This is a genomic window from Pseudomonas orientalis (genome assembly GCF_002934065.1).
Lineage (GTDB): Bacteria > Pseudomonadota > Gammaproteobacteria > Pseudomonadales > Pseudomonadaceae > Aquipseudomonas > Aquipseudomonas orientalis_A.
Map to the genome: position 1 here is coordinate 4,381,513 of NZ_CP018049.1, position 17,812 is coordinate 4,399,324.

14 protein-coding genes and 1 pseudogene are annotated in these 17,812 nt (G+C 61.9%); 7 read left to right on the forward strand and 8 right to left on the reverse strand.

What is annotated here, in order from left to right:
• Positions 1 to 3 precede the first annotated feature (3 nt).
• Entirely contained in the window at positions 4 to 1,194 is a 1,191-nt protein-coding gene (locus BOP93_RS19625) for a benzoate/H(+) symporter BenE family transporter (RefSeq protein WP_104504341.1), read from the forward strand.
• 37 nt (positions 1,195 to 1,231) lie between these two features.
• Here the strand turns inward: BOP93_RS19625 and BOP93_RS19630 are convergent, their stop codons facing one another.
• Positions 1,232 to 1,576 carry a YggL family protein gene (locus BOP93_RS19630; RefSeq protein ID WP_057721210.1) on the reverse strand — a complete coding sequence of 115 codons (345 nt, stop codon included), beginning with the start codon at positions 1,574 to 1,576 and terminating at the stop codon, positions 1,232 to 1,234.
• A 237-nt stretch (positions 1,577 to 1,813) separates the two neighbouring features.
• On the opposite strand from BOP93_RS19630, the gene dacB reads away from it, so the two are divergent.
• On the forward strand, positions 1,814 to 3,274 hold the full coding sequence (gene dacB / locus BOP93_RS19635) for a D-alanyl-D-alanine carboxypeptidase/D-alanyl-D-alanine endopeptidase (protein ID WP_065887863.1): 1,461 nt from the start codon (positions 1,814 to 1,816) through the stop codon (positions 3,272 to 3,274).
• 9 nt (positions 3,275 to 3,283) lie between these two features.
• On the opposite strand, the gene BOP93_RS19640 is transcribed toward dacB, so the two are convergent.
• Both BOP93_RS19640 and rlmKL read right to left on the reverse strand, forming a co-directional pair.
• On the reverse strand, positions 3,284 to 5,665 hold the full coding sequence (locus tag BOP93_RS19640) for a sensor domain-containing diguanylate cyclase (RefSeq protein WP_104504342.1): 2,382 nt from the start codon (positions 5,663 to 5,665) through the stop codon (positions 3,284 to 3,286).
• Positions 5,666 to 5,935: 270 nt separating this feature from the next.
• Positions 5,936 to 8,200 carry a bifunctional 23S rRNA (guanine(2069)-N(7))-methyltransferase RlmK/23S rRNA (guanine(2445)-N(2))-methyltransferase RlmL gene (gene rlmKL / locus BOP93_RS19650; protein ID WP_065892350.1) on the reverse strand — a complete coding sequence of 755 codons (2,265 nt, stop codon included), beginning with the start codon at positions 8,198 to 8,200 and terminating at the stop codon, positions 5,936 to 5,938.
• A gap of 532 nt (positions 8,201 to 8,732) precedes the next feature.
• Here rlmKL and rmf point away from each other — a divergent pair.
• On the forward strand, positions 8,733 to 8,948 hold the full coding sequence (gene rmf, locus BOP93_RS19655; RefSeq protein ID WP_002553055.1) for a ribosome modulation factor: 216 nt from the start codon (positions 8,733 to 8,735) through the stop codon (positions 8,946 to 8,948).
• 299 nt (positions 8,949 to 9,247) lie between these two features.
• Here rmf and BOP93_RS19660 read toward each other — a convergent pair whose 3' ends face one another.
• The 5 genes and pseudogenes from BOP93_RS19660 to BOP93_RS19680 all read right to left on the reverse strand — a co-directional run.
• Positions 9,248 to 10,267, reverse strand: a complete 1,020-nt coding sequence (locus BOP93_RS19660; protein ID WP_104504344.1) for a quinone-dependent dihydroorotate dehydrogenase — start codon at positions 10,265 to 10,267, stop codon at positions 9,248 to 9,250.
• A gap of 85 nt (positions 10,268 to 10,352) precedes the next feature.
• Positions 10,353 to 10,814: a lytic transglycosylase domain-containing protein gene (locus BOP93_RS19665; RefSeq protein WP_237140377.1), complete on the reverse strand. Its 462-nt coding sequence runs from the start codon at positions 10,812 to 10,814 to the stop codon at positions 10,353 to 10,355.
• The gene (locus BOP93_RS19670; RefSeq protein ID WP_104504346.1) at positions 10,807 to 11,193 is read right to left on the reverse strand and encodes a winged helix-turn-helix domain-containing protein; all 387 of its coding nucleotides are present in this window, start codon (positions 11,191 to 11,193) and stop codon (positions 10,807 to 10,809) included. Before BOP93_RS19670 ends, BOP93_RS19665 begins: the two co-directional genes overlap by 8 nt.
• 160 nt (positions 11,194 to 11,353) lie before the next feature.
• Complete coding sequence (locus BOP93_RS19675) at positions 11,354 to 11,575, reverse strand: FliM/FliN family flagellar motor switch protein (RefSeq protein ID WP_104504347.1); 222 nt, start codon at positions 11,573 to 11,575, stop codon at positions 11,354 to 11,356.
• Between the two features lie 106 nt (positions 11,576 to 11,681).
• Positions 11,682 to 12,518, reverse strand: a pseudogene (locus tag BOP93_RS19680) (secretin N-terminal domain-containing protein); the annotation flags it as partial.
• Between the two features lie 239 nt (positions 12,519 to 12,757).
• Here BOP93_RS19680 and BOP93_RS19685 point away from each other — a divergent pair.
• From BOP93_RS19685 to BOP93_RS19700, 4 genes are all read left to right on the forward strand, one after another.
• Complete coding sequence (locus BOP93_RS19685; RefSeq protein ID WP_104504349.1) at positions 12,758 to 13,984, forward strand: CmpA/NrtA family ABC transporter substrate-binding protein; 1,227 nt, start codon at positions 12,758 to 12,760, stop codon at positions 13,982 to 13,984.
• 10 nt (positions 13,985 to 13,994) lie between these two features.
• On the forward strand, positions 13,995 to 14,570 hold the full coding sequence (locus tag BOP93_RS19690) for an ANTAR domain-containing response regulator (RefSeq protein WP_065887855.1): 576 nt from the start codon (positions 13,995 to 13,997) through the stop codon (positions 14,568 to 14,570).
• A gap of 185 nt (positions 14,571 to 14,755) precedes the next feature.
• Positions 14,756 to 15,967, forward strand: a complete 1,212-nt coding sequence (locus tag BOP93_RS19695) for a nitrate/nitrite transporter (protein ID WP_065887854.1) — start codon at positions 14,756 to 14,758, stop codon at positions 15,965 to 15,967.
• On the forward strand, positions 15,967 to 17,637 hold the full coding sequence (locus BOP93_RS19700) for a bifunctional protein-serine/threonine kinase/phosphatase (protein ID WP_104504350.1): 1,671 nt from the start codon (positions 15,967 to 15,969) through the stop codon (positions 17,635 to 17,637). The genes BOP93_RS19695 and BOP93_RS19700 overlap by 1 nt, the downstream gene beginning before the upstream one ends.
• The last annotated feature ends 175 nt before the right edge of the window (positions 17,638 to 17,812 follow it).

A 17,812-nucleotide genomic window follows, 5' to 3' on the forward strand; every position in this document is an offset into this window, starting at 1 on the left:
TTCATGACCGATGCCACCCAAGCGCCGCTGCGCCCGCTGGCCGACACTTCACCTTCGGCCATCGTCGCCGGTTTCATCGCGATGATGACCGGCTACACCAGCTCGCTGGTGCTGATGTTCCAGGCCGGCCAGGCCGCCGGTTTGACCACGGCGCAGATTTCCTCGTGGATCTGGGCGATTTCCATCGGCATGGCGGTGTGCAGCATCGGCCTGTCCCTGCGTTATCGCACGCCGATCACCATCGCCTGGTCGACACCCGGCGCGGCGCTGTTGATCACAAGCCTGGGCGGCGTCAGTTACGGCGAGGCCATCGGTGCCTACATCACCTGCGCAGTGCTGGTGACGATCTGCGGGATGACCGGCAGCTTTGAAAAACTCGTCAAGCGTATCCCCGCGTCGCTGGCGGCGGCGTTGCTGGCGGGGATTCTGTTCAAGATCGGCAGTGAAATCTTCGTCGCCGCGCAGCATCGCACCGGCCTGGTGCTGGGGATGTTTTTCACTTACCTGATCATCAAGCGCCTGTCGCCGCGTTATGCGGTGCTGGCCGCACTGGTGAGCGGCACCCTGCTGTCGGGCTTGATGGGGTTGCTGGATTTCAGCGGCTTTCATCTGGAAGTCGCGACACCGGTATGGACCACGCCGCACTTTTCGCTGGCGGCGACCATCAGCATCGGTATCCCGCTGTTCGTGGTGGCGATGACCTCGCAGAACATGCCGGGGGTCGCCGTGCTGCGCGCCGACGGCTACACCGTGCCGGCCTCACCATTGATCACCAGCACCGGGCTCGCCTCGCTGGTGCTGGCGCCCTTTGGCTCCCACGGCATCAACCTGGCGGCCATCAGCGCGGCAATCTGCACCGGGCCGCACGCTCACGAAGACCGCAACAAGCGCTATACAGCTGCCGTCTGGTGCGGGGTGTTCTACGGGATTGCCGGGGTGTTCGGCGCCACATTGGCGGCGCTCTTCGCCGCGTTGCCCAAGGAACTGGTGCTGTCGATTGCGGCGCTGGCGTTGTTTGGCTCGATCATCAATGGCCTGAGCATCGCCATGAGTGAGCCCAGGGAACGGGAAGCGGCGTTGATCACCTTCATGGTCACCGCGTCAGGCCTGACGCTGTTTTCCATTGGTTCGGCGTTCTGGGGGATTGTGGCGGGAGTGTTGACGCTGCTGATTCTGAACGGGCGCAAGGCATAAAAAAACGGCGACCCTCAGGTCGCCGTTTTGTTTAGTATCACTTGGCCGCGTTGATCGGCTTTTCCGGATACCACACGTCCAGCAACGGGCTGACTTCAGCCTTGGTCAGCTCGGAACGGGTTTTCAGCCAGGCTTCAACGGCAGCACGCTGCTCTTCGTTGACCGAGCCACGCTTCTGCAGGCAAACCAGACCGTAGTCATCGCCGCCGACATAACCCAGACCGTTGGCTTCCATGGCTTCTTTGATGAATGCTTCGAGGAAAGCGTCGATAGCTTCTTCACTCAGGCCTTCTTTGAAGTCCAGGTTCAGTTCGAAACCCAGCTCTTGAAATTCATCAACGCACAGTTTTTTGCGCAGACGCTGGGAACGGTTAGTCGCCATTGGAACAATCCTCTTAAGTAATAACGGCCGGCACTTTAGCAGTTTAAGGCGGCAATTGCCCGACTCTCTGGGACGGGCGGCGTTTGGCCGATAAAAAAACCCGGATTACCCGCTATCGTTCAGCTACAAGTAAGCTCGGCTTGGGGCATAATGCCGACACTTTCATGACCAATGAGGGATTTTTCTTGTATACCCCTCGCCTTTTTCACCCTTCTCAGCAGTAGGGTCTTATTTTTTATGATCAAATCGTTGCGTTCCGTTTTCCTCGCCGGTGTTCTTCTGCCATTGGCCCTGCATGCCACCGCCGCCCCCGTCAATAACACCCTGCCCCCCAGTGTTGCCCAGGCCCTTCAGAAGGCCAAACTGCAAAATACCGCCCTGTCCCTGGTGATGTTGCCCTTGAACGGCCCCGGTACGCCGACCGTCTTCAATGCCGACGTTTCGGTGAACCCGGCCTCCACCATGAAACTGGTGACAACCTACGCGGCCCTGGAAATGCTCGGCCCCAACCATCAGTGGAAAACCGAGTTCTACACCGACGGTGTACTCAGTGGCGGCGTGTTGCGCGGCAACCTGTATCTCAAGGGCGGCGGCGATCCCAAGCTGAACATGGAGAAACTCTGGCTGTTGATGCGCGACCTGCGCGCCAACGGCGTACAGCAGGTTACCGGTGACCTGGTCCTGGATCGCAACTTCTTCCAGCAGCCACAATTGCCGGAGTTCAATGATGACGGCAACGACGAGAACAAGCCGTTCCTGGTCAAGCCGGACGCCCTGCTGGTCAACCTCAAGGCCCTGCGCTTCGTGACGCGCAATGATGCCGGGCGGGTGATCGTGTCGGTCGAGCCGCCGATTGCGAGCATTCGCATCGACAACCAGGTGAAAGTGTCCAACGCCAAACAGTGCACCGGCGACGTGCGCTACAGCCCGGTGACCGCCGCCGATGGCAGTGTGACCGTGACCGTCAGTGGCCAGTTGGCGGACGGTTGCAGCTCGCAGACCTACCTGTCGCTGCTCGACCATGCCACCTACACCGCCGGCGCCGTGCGTGCGATCTGGAAGGAATTGGGCGGCACCATCCAGGGCCGCGATATCCAGGCGCCGGTGCCCAAGGATGCCAAGGTGCTGGCCCGTGCCTTCTCGCCGGACCTGGCGGAAATCATCCGCGACATCAACAAATACAGTAACAACACCATGGCCCAGCAGCTGTTCCTGAGCCTGGGTGCGCAGTTTCGCAACGATGCCGACGGCGACGATGCCAAGGCAGCGCAACGCGTGGTGCGTCAGTGGCTGGCGAAAAAAGGCATTACCGCGCCACACCTGGTGATGGAGAACGGCTCCGGCCTGTCCCGCGCCGAACGGGTCAGCGCCCGTGAGATGGCGGCCATGCTGCAAGCGGCCTGGAAAAGCCCCTACGCCGCCGAATACATCAGCTCGCTGCCGATCGCCGGCACCGACGGCACCATGCGTAAACGCCTGAAGACCACCGCCATGCGCGGCGAAGCCCATGTGAAGACCGGCACCTTGAACACCGTGCGCGCCATCGCCGGGTTCAGCCGCGACAACAATGGCAACACCTGGGCGGTGGTGGCGATTCTCAACGATTCCAAGCCGTGGGGCGCGTCGTCGGTGCTGGACCAGGTGCTGCTTGACCTGTATCGCCAGCCGAAAGCAGTGGCAGCCGCGCCGGTGCTCTAGAGCACCGGTTCAGTCTGTGGGAGCGGGTTCCACCCGGTCCCTGCCCGCCTGTTTGGCGACATAGACAGCCGAATCCGCGCGCAGCAGCAAGCCATCGATGCCTTCATCGATCCGCCAGCTGGCGACCCCGAAGCTGGCGGTGACGACGCCCACCGGTGCCATCGGCACACTGCGCAACGACTGCCACAACTCCATCGCCAGGCAATAGGCCTGGGCGCTATCGGTATGCGGGCAGAGCACCACGAACTCTTCTCCACCCAGTCGGCAGAACACGTCGGTGCGGCGCAGGCGCTGGCTGATTCGCTTGCACAGCTCGCGCAATACGTCGTCGCCGATACCATGCCCGTGCTGGTCGTTGATCCGTTTGAAGTGGTCGATATCCAGCATGATCACCGACAGCGCTCCCGATGTGCGGTTCAGGCGCAACAGTTCGACTTTCATGCGGTCCTGGAAATAGCGACGATTGTGGATGCCGGTCAGGGAGTCGGTGATGGACAGCGTGCGCAATTCGTCTTCCACGCGCTTTAGATCGGAAATATCCGACACATAGCCGTGCCACAACGTACCGCCGCCGGGTAATTCTTCCGGGGTCGCTTCGCCACGAATCCAGCGCAGGCCCCGCTGGGGCAACTGCACGCGATATTCTTCGCGCCAATGGCTCAATTGCAGCGCCGACAAGCGAATTGACGCGCGTACCCGCTCGAGGTCCTGGGGGTGAATGCGCTCCAGGATTTTGCCCGCATCCTGCTGCAACACGCCAAGCTCGATTTCATAGATATCGCGCATGCCTTCGCTGGTGTAAATGAAGCGCCAGCGATCGTGGGGCTCCAGGGTGAACTGGAAGATGCCGCCAGGTACATGGGCGCTGAGCTTTTTCAGCAAGCGATCCCGTGCGGCCAAGGCCTCGTAGGCACGTTTCTGCTCAGTGACATCCAGGTAAATGGCCAGGTGCCCGACCCACAGCCCATGGTCATCCAGCAACACTGTGGCCAGCATATTCACGGTCAAAGGGCTGCCGTCCTCACGCACCAGCGTCCACTCGCGGGCGTCGTGCTGCCTGTCCGGGCTTTCCACCAGCATCGCCTGGCTCGGCGTAATACGCTTGCCCAGCGCCGCGCTCAAACGCGTGGCGCGGGCCTCAAGCTCCGAGGCCAGGTGCAGGCTTTCCAGCGTCAGGTGGCCCACCACGTGTTCGCTCTTGAATCCCAGCATCCGTTCGGCGCCGGCATTGAACATGTTGATGACTCCGCGCAAGTCAGTGGCAATGATTGCGACGTGCGTTGCCGCGTCCAGCACACTGCGCAATTGGCCGTGCGCGCCGCGCAGTTCCTGTTCACGCAGGCGCAACTGCGCGGTACGCTGCTCCACCAGTGCCAGCGCCCGCTGGCGTTGGCTGACCAGCACATAGAGCAGAGCCGCGAGCAGCGCACTCAGCAGCACGCCCATGACCAATATGGTGTGGGTCGAAGAATGGTTGGCCTTGTCGAATACCTCGCTGGCGCGCAGGCTCAGCGCGTAGACGTGGTCACCGAGGGTAAGTCGTCGGGCAGCGACAAGATCGCTGTCGCCCGGCACATTGCTCGACGCATACAGCACCCGCTGCTCAGTGTCGGAGGTATCGACGATCTGCATCACCAGGTTATCCCGGCTGGACTTGGGCAAACCCTCGGCCACCAGCTGGCGCATGCTGATCACCGCCATGACATAGCCGTACGGCTGGGGATCGGCCGTTTTGCGCACCGGCGCCACCAGCAGCACCCCGGCGGCATACGCCGGCTCCAGGCCCACCAGTTGCATGGGCTGGGACACCGCCGCCTGGCCGCTGGCTTGCGCGCGCTCGACAACAGCGCGCCGCAGGGGTTGGGCCAGCAGATCAAAACCCATTGGCGAGCCCAACAGACTCTGGGTCTGGCTATATAAGACCGGCACGTATTCATCGCGCTCGGACGCCGGCGCCAGCTCGCCTGCCGAATTCAATTCGCGGATGGTGAAAGGTGCGCCACGCTGGCGCGAGATGGCCTGTTCGAACTGGCTGCGCTGATCCCCGGACACCCGCGGCGCCCAGGCATAGGCACGCGCGTGCAACAACAGGGACTGGGCGAAGCCGTCAAATTCGGCGCGGGACACGTCGTCGGAATTGACGAAAAAACGCCGCAGGCTATCCAGGCGCAGCTCCTGGTCTTCGAAGCGTTCCTGAATCCGGCTGTAGCGCTCGCTGACCAGCAACTGGAAGCGCTGGCGCACCTGTTGCTGATACAGGTCGGCAGCGGCCCACGCGATGACCAGGGTCAGCGCGCTACCCGTTGCCACGACCACCAATGCCACCAGCCAAGCCGATGCCTGTTCACTGATAAAACCAAGGATTTTCGGGCGTACGGCTTGCATCGGCATAGGCAACACTCACAGCGCCAGCGTGCGGGGTGTCACTTTGGCTGGACGTTAAGTTATAGCCATCCGTCGGGGGTTTGACCAGTGTAAAAAATGCGCACGCTAAATGTGGGAGGAGGCTTGCCCTAATACCGTCTGTAGGAGCGAGCTTGCTCGCGAAAAACTCACAGGCACCGCGTTCATTCAGGAAGCACGCGTTATCGTTGACGTTTTTCGCGAGCAAGCTCGCTCCTACCTGATTTGCATTAGGGCTTGCCTCCCCACATTGGCTACTCAGCGTGCGCTGATTTTCCACGCCCGATGGATCTTCGCGTTACGCGCGAAATCCGGGTCGATGGTCTTGTCGCTGATTTCCTCGACCGCATAGCGTTCGCTGAGGTTGTCTTCCAGCTGGAACTTGCGAAAATTGTTCGAGAAGTACAACACGCCCCCCGGCGCCAGGCGCGCCATGGCCAGGTCGAGCAACTGCACGTGGTCACGCTGGACGTCGAAGATGCCTTCCATGCGCTTGGAGTTGGAAAAGGTTGGCGGGTCGATGAAAATCATATCGAACTCGTCACGACTGGCTTCCAGCCACGCCATCACGTCACCCTGTTCCAGGCGGTTCTTGTCGGAAAACCCGTTGAGGGAAAAATTGCGCCGCGCCCAGTCCAGGTAGGTCTTGGACAAATCGACACTGGTGGTGCTGCGCGCGCCGCCCTTGGCTGCGTGCACACTGGCGGTAGCGGTGTAGCAATACAGGTTGAGGAAACGCTTGCCCGCCGCTTCCTTCTGAATGCGCATGCGCATCGGCCGGTGATCAAGGAACAGGCCGGTGTCCAGGTAATCGGTGAGGTTGACCAACAGCTTCACGCCACCTTCGCTGACCTCGGTGAACTTGCCCTGGGCGCTTTGGCGCTCGTATTGCTTGGTACCGCTCTGGCGCTCGCGACGCTTGACCACCACGCGGCTCTTGTCGACGTTGAGCGCCTGGGGAATCGCCGCGAGCGCGTCAAACATGCGCGCCGAGGCCTTCTCCGGGTCGATGGACTTGGGCGCGGCATATTCCTGCACATGCACCCAATCGTGATACAGGTCGATGGCCATGGAATACTCCGGCATGTCGGCGTCGTACACACGGTAGCAATCCACGCCCTCACGCTTGGCCCACTTGCCCAGCTGCTTGAGGTTTTTCTGCAGGCGGTTGGCGAACATCTGCCCGCCTTCGCTCAGGCGCGCCTGTTCGACCACCGGCGCCGGGGCCGGCTTGATCGGGTTGCCGTTCTTGTTGTACTGACGCTCTGCCGGTTCGGTCGGAGCCTGGTCGTAGGCCGCTTGCTCACGCTCGGCCTGGCGCTGCTCCGGGGTGCGACGCTCGCCGGTGACGAACTGATCGGGGTTGACCTTGATCAGCAACAATTTGCACGGCAAGGCGCCGTTCCAGAACGAATACTGTTTGTGGCTGCGAATGCCCATGCGCTTGCCCAGGTCCGGCGCGCCGGTGAACACGGCCGCCTCCCAACCCATGCAGGCCTGGCGCAGACGCTCGCCGAGGTTCTGGTATAGATACAACAGGCTGGCCTCATCACCCAAACGCTCGCCGTACGGCGGGTTGCAGATCACCAGGCCTTTCTGGTTCTGGTCCGGGCGCGGCTCGAACGTGCCGACTTCGCCCTGGTACACCTTGATCCAGTGGCTCAGGCCTGCGCGCTCGATGTTGTTGCGGGCCGGCTGGATCAGGCGCGGATCGGCTTCGTAGCCACGCACCCACAGCGGGGTTTTGTTCATGCCGACAGCGGCACGTTCAGTGGCCTCGGCGTGCAGTTTCTTCCACAGCGCCGGGACGTGTCCGAGCCAGGTGGTGAAGCCCCACAGTTCGCGGTTGAGGTTGGGGGCCATGTCGGCGGCGATCATGGCGCCTTCAACCAGGAAGGTGCCGACGCCGCACATCGGGTCGGTCAATGCGCCGCCTTCGGCAGCGATGCGAGGCCAGCCGGCGCGGATCAGGATCGCCGCCGCGAGGTTTTCCTTCAGCGGCGCGGCACCCTGCTGCAGGCGGTAGCCGCGCTGGTGCAGGCTGTGGCCGGACAGGTCGAGGGACAGGATGGCTTCGCCACGGTCCAGGCGCAGGTGGATGCGCAGGTCCGGGTTGATCTTGTCGATGGACGGGCGTTCGCCGGTCGGGGTGCGCAGCTTGTCGACAATCGCATCCTTGACCTTGAGCGCGCCGAAGTGGGTGTTATCGATGCCCGAGCCGTGACCGCTGAACTCCACCGCCAGGCTGCCGTCGCTGACCATGTGGTCGGCCCACTCGATATCCAGCACGCCGTGGTAGAGGTCCTCGGCGTCCTTCATCGGGAAGCGCTTGAGGACCAGCAGCACCCGGTTGGCCAGGCGCGACCAGAGGCACAGGCGGTAGGCGGTTTCCATGTCGGCCATGCCGCGCACGGCCGAGGTGTGCTCGCGGGCCTCCTCAAGGCCAAGCCCGACGGCTTCCTCGATCAGCAGGCCTTCGAGGCCCTTGGGGCAGGTGAGGAAGAGTTCAAAACGGTCCGACATGGGGCATTCCAGGCTTTTCAGCAATAAATGAACGGGCGACGCATCGCCGGCTCGGTTTTCAATCAAGCACTTTTCTTGAAGAGCGCTCGCGTGGCACGAATGTGCCGTTCCACCCCGTCTGACGGGCCCTCGGGCCTTTATCGACGGTGCAGAAAAAGAATTTGAAGCAACAAAAAGAAATATCCCTACCCTTCGTCGAATAATAACCGACTGCAACAGGGGGTCATTCTCACCAAAGGATTAATCACATTTCCTTCGCAGGGCACATCATAGCTGGCTTTGCTTGAAAAAAGGGGCGAAAAGCCATCCCAGCTTATGGCTATAGCATCGTTATCGTTACGTGCTTATGACAAAACGATCATTGAATCCATGTGACCTATTGGTTAGAACTCAACACAGGTTGGCGCCGTAACGACGCCGACACATCGGCTCGCCACGCCGGCAGCGAGCCCACCAACGGCAGAAAAACTCTGCCCGGCCTCAGACGAGGCCGAAGGATATCTAGACAGTCAACAAGTGAGGGAAACACCCTATGAGAAGACTTAAGCGTGATCCGTTGGAAAGAGCATTTTTACGCGGATATCAATATGGCGTTCATGGAAAATCCCGTGAGCTTTGCCCATTTACTCTACCGTCGGTACGCCAAGCCTGGATCAATGGCTGGCGAGAAGGACGTGGCGACAACTGGGACGGTATGACTGGCACTGCGGGCATCCACAGACTCAACGAACTTCACGCCGTCGGCTAATCAGGGCACTTACAATCCGACACATCAACTTGAATAGATAGATAGCGACTTAACCACGCACGTCCTATCCGGGCGGCGGGCTTCGGCCCAGGGGCTCCTTCAGGGAGCCCTTTTTATTGCCTGTAACTGATCGTTCCCTCGCTCTGCGTGGGAATGCATCCCGTGACGCTCCGCGTCACCATTGCGCAAGTGTCGGATTTTGCGCGCTGAAAGTTGGACGCGGAGCGTCCTGGGCGGCATTCCCACGCAGAGCGTGGGAACGATCTTCGGGGCGCGCGGGAACGAGCGTTCTGGAACCCTTAGCGCAACGCGGCGATCGCGTCCACCGATTCGCGAATCAGCGCGGGGCCCTTGTAGATAAAGCCCGAGTACAGTTGCACCAGACTTGCGCCCGCCGCGATCTTTTCAGCGGCGTGCCTGCCTTCGGTGATCCCGCCCACCGCGATGATCGGCAAGCGCCCTGCCAGTTCGGCGGCCAGCACCTTGACGATATGGGTGCTTTTGTCCCGTACCGGCGCGCCGGACAGACCACCCGCTTCGTCACCGTGGGCCAGGCCTTCGACGCCCATACGACTGAGGGTGGTATTGGTCGCAATCACCGCATCCATGCCCGCGTCCACCAGGGCCTGGGCCACCAGCACGGTTTCTTCATCGCTCATATCGGGCGCGATCTTGATCGCCAACGGCACCCGCTTGCCGTGGCGCACCGCCAGGTCTTCCTGGCGCTGGCGCAACGCTTCGAGCAATTGCTTGAGCGAGTCACCGAACTGCAGGCTGCGCAAGCCCGGGGTGTTGGGCGAACTGACGTTGACGGTGACGTAGCTGGCGTGGGCGTAGACTTTATCCAGGCAGATCAAATAATCGTCCACCGCACGCTCCACCGGCGTGTCGAAATTCTTGCCGATGTTGATACCCAGGATGCCCTTGTACTTCGCCGCCTGAACCCGCGACAGCAAATGGTCCACGCCCAGATTGTTGAAGCCCATGCGGTTGATGATCGCCTCGGCTTCCGGCAGGCGGAAAATCCGCGGCTTGGGGTTGCCCGGTTGCGGACGGGGGGTCACGGTGCCGATTTCGACGAAACCGAAACCCAGCTGCGCAAACCCGTCGATGGCCGCGCCGTTCTTGTCCAGACCGGCAGCCAGCCCGACCGGATTGGGGAAGTCGAGTCCCATCACCGACACCGGCACTTTCGCCGCAGCCTTGCACACTAGGCCATTGAGCCCCAGACGGCCACCGGCGCCGATCAGGTCCAGGGACAGATCGTGGGAGGTTTCCGGGGAGAGTTTGAACAACAGCTGGCGGGCCAGGGTATACATGGGCGGGCTAGACTCGGATGGCGGCGAAAGGTGGCGCGATTATAGCCGGGGAGACGGGCTGCATGCGAGGCGTGCCGCCCACTCCTCAATTACGATGGGCCATCAACGCCTCATAACGTGCCCAGACTTTTTCGGCGTATCGCAGGCGCAACGCGTCACGCTCCGCGCCGGCGCCCGGCCCCACATTGTAGGAGCCCACTGCGGTCCAGTTATAGCCGAAACGCTGGACGAACTCGGCAAGAATCGAGGCGCCGACCTCCACCGACAGACACGGGTCGTTCAGCAGTCGTTCCTCGGTAATGCCCAGCTTGAGCAGGCGAGGCAGTTGACTGCTGTTGATTTGCATCAAACCGATATCGTGGGTGCCATTGGCGTTGGCAGAGTTGATCGCCTGCGCACGGTACCCCGACTCCACCGCCGCAATAGCCTGCAGCAACTCGGGCTCTAAGTCGTAGCGACGCGCCACTTCATCCCAGCAGTAGGCCAGGGCCTGGTTGCTGCCCAGCAGCAGGCTGATTAGCAGGCCCCTGCCCCACGTCTTAGACACTGCTGATCTGTCCGCACGACGCGCACACATGCATGACCTGACTTGACTCAACGTCTTGCACCTGCACGGGACAGGTAAAACGATACCCCTTGCCATACACGGTCTTGATAAACCCCTTATCGGCGCTCAAGTGTTTGCGCAAAGCATAAATGCAACGTGTCAACGACTCATCGGCCACCTCGCCCCTAGGCCAGGCGAGCGCCAACAGGCGATCCTTGGTCATCAAGGCACCTGCGGAAACCAGCAACAATCGAAGCACGCTGCTCTCTTTGGGCGGCAGTTGAATATCGGTTTCCCTGCCTGTCAGCCGACCATCGTCATGCAAGGTCCAACCCGCGAAAACGTAGAACTTTGTCGATTTTTCAATCATGACGGCCATAGGACACCTGCATACTCGACTGCTGACATTCAATCCATTCTTCCTGTGATGGCTCACTTGCCCGGTGCCATGACTATAAAAACCTGACTCGCGTATCACGCTAGGAAAAACCCGATTCAGTCAGCGTCTTTAAGCGTTTTGCCGTAAGGCAATTCGCTACTCAACCCAAATGAGGCAACCACTCCTGGTACACCTCATGCAGTTCAACCCCTAATCGGTCCTCCAACTGCACCAGCTCACCCACCGCCATCAGTTGCCCATTGACTCGCACTTCCACGCAATGGATGACCTCGGGCGCCAACGGCAAGACTTTCCCAGGCGCAAAAGCAGCCAGACGCTTGCGGCTGATCAGTTGCTCCTGCAGCAGTATTTCCAGGTACATGGACTAATGCCTTTATTCAGGGAGAGCGCTCGCGGCCCGGCCTTACGAACGCACGTTGCACAAGGTCATATTGCGCGGCCGTCAACGGCGGCGGCCCGGCCGGGGGCTTCGATTCGTCACGGCCAGCTTCCACACGCCATGACGAGATTTCATTGACTTGCTTGGGCACATCCAATTCATCCACCAGTTTTTCGATCAGGCTGACCTGAGCAGGCTTGCCCTTGATCAGGAGGCTGTTGGTGTCCGGATAAGCGATCAGCGTCAGGTTCTTGTCCGCCAGCAGGCCCTTCTGCTCACTGGCCAGCAGGCCTTGAATGACAGAGGCCATGCCCGGCACCGTGACCTTGTTTGCGCCGCTCCCCTGTTGCCGATCCTCGACGTGGGTATTGAACACCTGCACCACACCAAAGGCCTGCGCCCCCACACGCAGTTCACTGCGTTGCCGGTCGGTCAATTGCGCCAGTCGCAGTACCTGACTGACATAGCCTGGCGGCCCGGACACGTAGAACGTACGCACCCCGCTGTCACGCAAGGGATAGCGCGACTCGTCCATGCCCGTGCGGCGCATGATGCCGCGCAGCCGGTTGACCGAGATGTAGCGCAGCGACACCGCAGAGGTTCTGGCTTCGCTCGCGTTGTAGAGGTGCACGGCTTGCCCGTCGCTGTACCAGATAAGGCCTTCCTGCCGGGCCAGCGCCTCGAGGACCTGCTGCGGCGTGTCGAAATCGAATGTCCCGCTGACACGCTTGCGCGCCGCGTTCTGGCTGACCACGACGGGCATGCCCAAAGGCACCGACAACGCCGTGAAAAAACTGTCCAGGCTCTCATCCCTGGCCTGATACGGCTCGCCCCGGGCCACACAGCTGACCAGCAACAGCGCGAGCCACAGCAGCGTGCTGCCGAGGCGGTGGCGGTTCGTCGTAAGGGGGGAATCAGCATGCACCGTGGATTTTTCCTGGGGCGGTAGGACGCAAAAGAGCGGCCATACTGAGAGGCAGACGAGGTTCAATCATGATGAAAAGCTGACGGCTGCCCCGTGGCATGTGCCTTGCTACGCACTCTCTATCAGGGCGCGCGCCAACGACGGCATGGGCCTACGGACAAAGGCGTCGTTTCCCTCCAATGGCTGTTACCACCATCCGAGGGAGCGACGCTTTTTTTTGCGAGAAAAGGTAGGTGTTGATGAACGATTCGGTCGACAGCAGCCCGTTGAACCCCGCGCTGGCCTGGGTAAACGGCAGTGATGCCCCGGAAAAGAGCAGCCTGGACCTGGGCTTCATGGCCCTGACTGATTGCGCCTCGCTGGTGGTCGCCGCCACCCAGGGGTTTGCACAACCCTACGGCCTCACACTGAACCTCAAGCGCCAATCATCCTGGGCCAACCTGCGCGACAAACTGGTCAGCGGCGAACTGGACGCCGCCCATAGTCTCTACGGCCTGATCTATGCCGTGCACCTGGGCATTGGTGGCGTTGCGCCGAGCCCGATGGCGGTGCTGATGGGGTTGAACCAGAACGGACAGAGCATCAACCTGTCCCGTGGGCTGCAACAGCAGGGCGTGGTCACTCCTGAGGCACTGGACCGCCATGTGCACCAAAGCCGCACAAAACTCACCTTCGCTCAGACCTTTCCGACAGGCACCCACGCCATGTGGCTGTATTACTGGCTGGCGAGCCAGGGCATCCACCCGCTGCGGGATGTGGACAGCGTGGTGGTGCCCCCGCCGCAGATGGTTGCGCACCTGCAAGCGGGTCGTATTGACGGCCTGTGTGTCGGTGAGCCCTGGTGCGCCAGCGCAGTCAAGCAGAACCAGGGCTTCACCCTGGCGACCAGCCAGTCGATCTGGCCGAATCATCCGGAAAAAGTCCTCGGTTGTACCCAAGCCTTCGTCGACCAGTACCCCAATACGGCGCGCGTCTTGGTAATGGCGATTCTGGAGGCCAGTCGCTTTATCGAAGCGAGCACGCAAAACCGTCGTTCCACTGCGCAACTGCTCAGCGCCGGCGAGTACCTGGACGCACCGCTGGACTGTATCGAGCCGCGCCTGCTGGGCCACTACGAAGATGGCCTGGGCAACCAGTGGCAGGACCCGCATGCGCTGCGGTTCTTCGCCGATGGCGCGGTCAACCTGCCTTACCTGTGCGACGGTATGTGGTTCATGACCCAATTTCGCCGCTGGGGCCTGCTGCGCGAAGACCCGGATTACCTCGCCGTTGCCCGCCAGGTGCAACAACTGGATGTGTATCGTCAAGCCGCCAGCGCCGTGGGCGTGCCGCCCCATGCCCAGGACATGCGCAGCAGCCAGTTGATCGACGGCAGGATCTGGGACGGCTCCGATCCCGCCGGCTATGCCCGCAGCTTCCGCCTGCACGCCCTGGCGGATGACATCAGCCGCCAAGCGCTGCGCTAGGAGCACGACCATGCTGCGAATCCTGTTGATCAACGACACCCCGCGCAAGGTCGGCCGACTCAAGGCCGCGCTGACCGAGGCCGGTTTTGAGGTGATCGATGAATCCGGCCTGACCATCGACCTGCCCGCACGCGTCGAAACAGTGCGCCCCGACGTGATCCTGATCGATACCGAGTCACCCGGCCGCGATGTGATGGAACAGGTGGTGCTGGTCAGCCGGGACCAGCCCCGCCCTATCGTGATGTTCACCGATGAACATGACCCGACTGTCATGCGCCAGGCGATCAAGTCCGGGGTCAGTGCCTATATTGTCGAAGGCATCCAGGCCCAGCGCCTGCAACCGATCCTCGAGGTGGCCATGGCACGCTTTGAAAGCGATCAGGCCCTGCGTGCCCAGCTGCACGCCCGCGATCAACAGTTGGCGGAACGCAAGCGCATCGAGCTGGCCAAGGGTCTGCTGATGAAAATGAAGGACTGCAATGAGGAAGAGGCCTACACCCTCATGCGCCGCCAGGCCATGAGCCGCCAGCAGAAACTGATTCAGGTGGCCGAACAGATTATTGCCATGAGCGAACTGCTCGGCTGATCTGGCGCGGCTCTTGCTAAAGAACCGTTACAGGTAGCCAACGGCGGTTGCCCCATCAACGACAAAGACGTCGCACACCCGGTTTGCCCACGCGAACCCGGTGGCGGCGTTTTTTTTCGTTTCGGCCCCAGCGCATGGAGCCACCAGGTCTTCCGACAAGCCCCCCCCAACCGTTGAGGTGCGTGATGAAATCAAGCTTCTGGAAATCCGGGCACACCCCGACCCTGTTTGCCGCGTTCCTGTATTTCGACCTGAGTTTCATGGTCTGGTACCTGCTGGGCCCCCTGGCGGTACAGATTGCCGCCGACTTGCACCTGAGCACTCAACAGCGCGGGCTGGTCGTCGCCACGCCGATCCTGGCGGGCGCGGTGCTGCGCTTTCTCATGGGCATGCTGGCCGACAAGTTGTCGCCCAAGACCGCCGGGCTGATTGGCCAGGTGATTGTCATCGTGGCGTTGTTCTGCGCCTGGAAACTGGGCATTCACAGCTACGAGCAAGCCCTGTTGCTGGGCATGTTCCTGGGCATGGCCGGTGCCTCTTTTGCCGTCGCCCTGCCGCTGGCCTCGCAATGGTATCCGGCCGAGCACCAGGGCAAAGCCATGGGCATCGCCGGCGCCGGCAATTCCGGCACCGTGTTTGCCGCCTTGCTGGCACCGGTGCTGGCGGCGGCCTTTGGCTGGAGCAATGTATTCGGCTTCGCGTTGATTCCACTGATTCTCACCCTGATCGTGTTCGCCTGGCTCGCGCGCAATGCCCCGCAACGCCCGAAAGCCAAGGCGATGGCCGATTATTTCAAGGCCCTGGGTGATCGCGACAGTTGGTGGTTCATGTTCTTCTACAGCGTGACCTTTGGCGGCTTTATCGGCCTGGCCAGCGCCCTGCCCGGCTACTTCAACGACCAGTACGGCCTGAGCCCGGTGACCGCCGGCTACTACACCGCGGCGTGTGTCTTCGGCGGCAGCCTGATGCGCCCGCTGGGCGGCGCCCTGGCGGACCGTTTCGGCGGGATCAAGACCCTGCTCGGCATGTACAGCGTGGCGGTGATCTGCATTGCCGCGGTGGGTTTCAATCTGCCCAGTTCCTACGCTGCGCTGGCGCTTTTCGTCTGTACCATGCTCGGTCTTGGCGCCGGCAATGGCGCGGTATTCCAGCTGGTGCCCCAGCGTTTTCGCAGTGAGATCGGCGTCATGACCGGCTTGATCGGCATGGCCGGCGGCATCGGCGGTTTTGCACTGGCCGCCGGCATGGGCGCGATCAAACAGAGCACCGGCAGTTACCAACTGGCCCTGTGGCTGTTCGCCAGCCTTGGCGTGCTGGCCTGGTTTGGCCTGCACGGCGTCAAACGCCGCTGGAGAACCACTTGGGGCTCGGCCGCCGTGACCGCCGCACGCGTCTGATGAGCCTGCAACTGAGCATCGCCCAGGCCAGCGCGATCGGCCCACGGGCAGAAAACCAGGACGCGTTGCGGGTGGTCACGCCCGTGGCGGAACTGGCCGCGAGCAAAGGCTACCTGTGCGCATTGGCCGACGGCGTCAGCCAATGCGCCGACGGTGGCCTGGCCGCACGTTCGACCTTGCAGGCGCTGGCCCTGGACTACTACGCCACGCCGCAGACCTGGGGCGTGGCCCAGGCGCTGGAACGTTTGCTGGTGGCACAGAACCGCTGGCTGCAAGCCAATGGTGGCGGTCAGCCGTTGCTGACCACCCTTAGCGCCCTGGTGTTTCGCGGCCAGCGTTTCACCCTCGCCCACGTTGGCGATTGCCGCGCCTATCGCTGGCTGGACGGCGAGCTGCAGCGCATCAGTGAGGACCATGTGTGGGAACAGCCGGGCATGCAGCATGTGCTCAAGCGTGCCCTCGGCCTGGACCAGCACCTGATACTGGATTTTCTCGATGGAGAACTGCGCGCAGGTGAGTGCTTCCTGCTGCTCAGTGATGGTGTCTGGGCCACCTTGGGCGACCACAGCATCCGCGCGATTCTGCGTGAGCAGACCGACCTGGACCTGGCGGTCAACACTTTGGTCAACGCCGCGCATCTGGCGGGAAGCCAGGACAATGCCAGCGCCTTGCTGGTGCGCATCGACGCCCTCGGCGCCGCCACGCTGGGCGACGCACTGGTGCAGTTGCAGCAGTGGCCGCTGCCGCCACCGCTCAAGGCCGGGCAACGCTTTGAGGGTTGGCAGGTGCAAAGCCTGCTGGCGCAGAGCCGACAGTCGTTGCTGTATCGGGTACGGGATGATCAGCAGCGACCCTGGCTGTTGAAAACCCTGGCATCAAGCCGCGACAACGACACTGACGCCGCCCAGGCCCTGCTCTCAGAAGAATGGTTTCTGCGCCGGGTCGCCGGCCGCGCGTTCCCTGAAGTGCATGCCGCCGGTGAGCGCCAGCATTTGTACTACGTGATGCGCGAATACCAGGGGCAAACCCTCGCCGAACTGTTCAAGCGCCACGGTCCGTTGCCCCTGGCGCAATGGCAGTCCATCGCCGAACGCTTGCTGCGCGCGGTCGGCCTGCTGCACCGGCGGCAGATCCTGCACCGCGATATCAAGCCGGAAAACCTGTTGCTGGGGGACGACGGCGAACTGCGCATGCTGGATTTCGGCCTGGCCTACTGCCCGGGGCTGTCGCAAGACCGCGCCAGCGTGCTGCCCGGCACCCCGAGCTTTATCGCGCCGGAGTCGTTCAGCGGTGAGCGTCCTACACCCCAACAGGATTTGTATAGCGTCGGCGTCACGCTCTATTACCTGCTGACCGGCCACTATCCCTACGGCGAAATCGAGGCCTTCCAACGTCCGCGCTTCACTCAAGCGGTCAGCGCCAGCCGCTACCGCCCCGATGTGCCGGACTGGTTGCCCGCAAGCCTGGAACGCGCCGTCGCCGCGCAACCGCAGCATCGCTATGAGACCGCCGAAGAATGGCTGCTGGTGCTGGAACAGGCCGACCGCCACGAACTGAGCGTGCGTCCGCGCCCGTTGCTGGAGCGTGAACCGCTCAAGGTCTGGCAGACCCTGGCGACGGTTTCGCTGCTGATCAATGTGGTGCTGCTGTTCTGGCTATTGCACCACTAACGGGCAAAATCCTCCGTTTCCTGGGGTTTAACGCGCAATAAAACCGGGATATCGACACTTGGCACAGCTGGTGCATCAGCCTTCCCAACAACCCACATATAGCCGCGCCTTCAACGTCGAAGGATCGAGCTTCCCGAGAGAACGGGACCAGGACAAAGGCGTCCTCGCTAGGTAA

Bases quoted from the DNA above. Each gene is read 5' to 3' on its own strand.
- BOP93_RS19685 (WP_104504349.1), top strand. From the start codon at position 12,758: ATGAACGATTCGGTCGACAGCAGCCCGTTGAACCCCGCGCTGGCCTGG.
- BOP93_RS19660 (WP_104504344.1), bottom strand. From the start codon at position 10,267: ATGTATACCCTGGCCCGCCAGCTGTTGTTCAAACTCTCCCCGGAAACC.
- BOP93_RS19630 (WP_057721210.1), bottom strand. From the start codon at position 1,576: ATGGCGACTAACCGTTCCCAGCGTCTGCGCAAAAAACTGTGCGTTGAT.
- BOP93_RS19675 (WP_104504347.1), bottom strand. From the start codon at position 11,575: ATGTACCTGGAAATACTGCTGCAGGAGCAACTGATCAGCCGCAAGCGT.
- BOP93_RS19670 (WP_104504346.1), bottom strand. From the start codon at position 11,193: ATGGCCGTCATGATTGAAAAATCGACAAAGTTCTACGTTTTCGCGGGT.
- rlmKL (WP_065892350.1), bottom strand. From the start codon at position 8,200: ATGTCGGACCGTTTTGAACTCTTCCTCACCTGCCCCAAGGGCCTCGAA.
- dacB (WP_065887863.1), top strand. From the start codon at position 1,814: ATGATCAAATCGTTGCGTTCCGTTTTCCTCGCCGGTGTTCTTCTGCCA.
- BOP93_RS19640 (WP_104504342.1), bottom strand. From the start codon at position 5,665: ATGCCGATGCAAGCCGTACGCCCGAAAATCCTTGGTTTTATCAGTGAA.
- BOP93_RS19695 (WP_065887854.1), top strand. From the start codon at position 14,756: ATGAAATCAAGCTTCTGGAAATCCGGGCACACCCCGACCCTGTTTGCC.
- rmf (WP_002553055.1), top strand. From the start codon at position 8,733: ATGAGAAGACTTAAGCGTGATCCGTTGGAAAGAGCATTTTTACGCGGA.
- BOP93_RS19625 (WP_104504341.1), top strand. From the start codon at position 4: ATGACCGATGCCACCCAAGCGCCGCTGCGCCCGCTGGCCGACACTTCA.
- BOP93_RS19690 (WP_065887855.1), top strand. From the start codon at position 13,995: ATGCTGCGAATCCTGTTGATCAACGACACCCCGCGCAAGGTCGGCCGA.
- BOP93_RS19700 (WP_104504350.1), top strand. From the start codon at position 15,967: ATGAGCCTGCAACTGAGCATCGCCCAGGCCAGCGCGATCGGCCCACGG.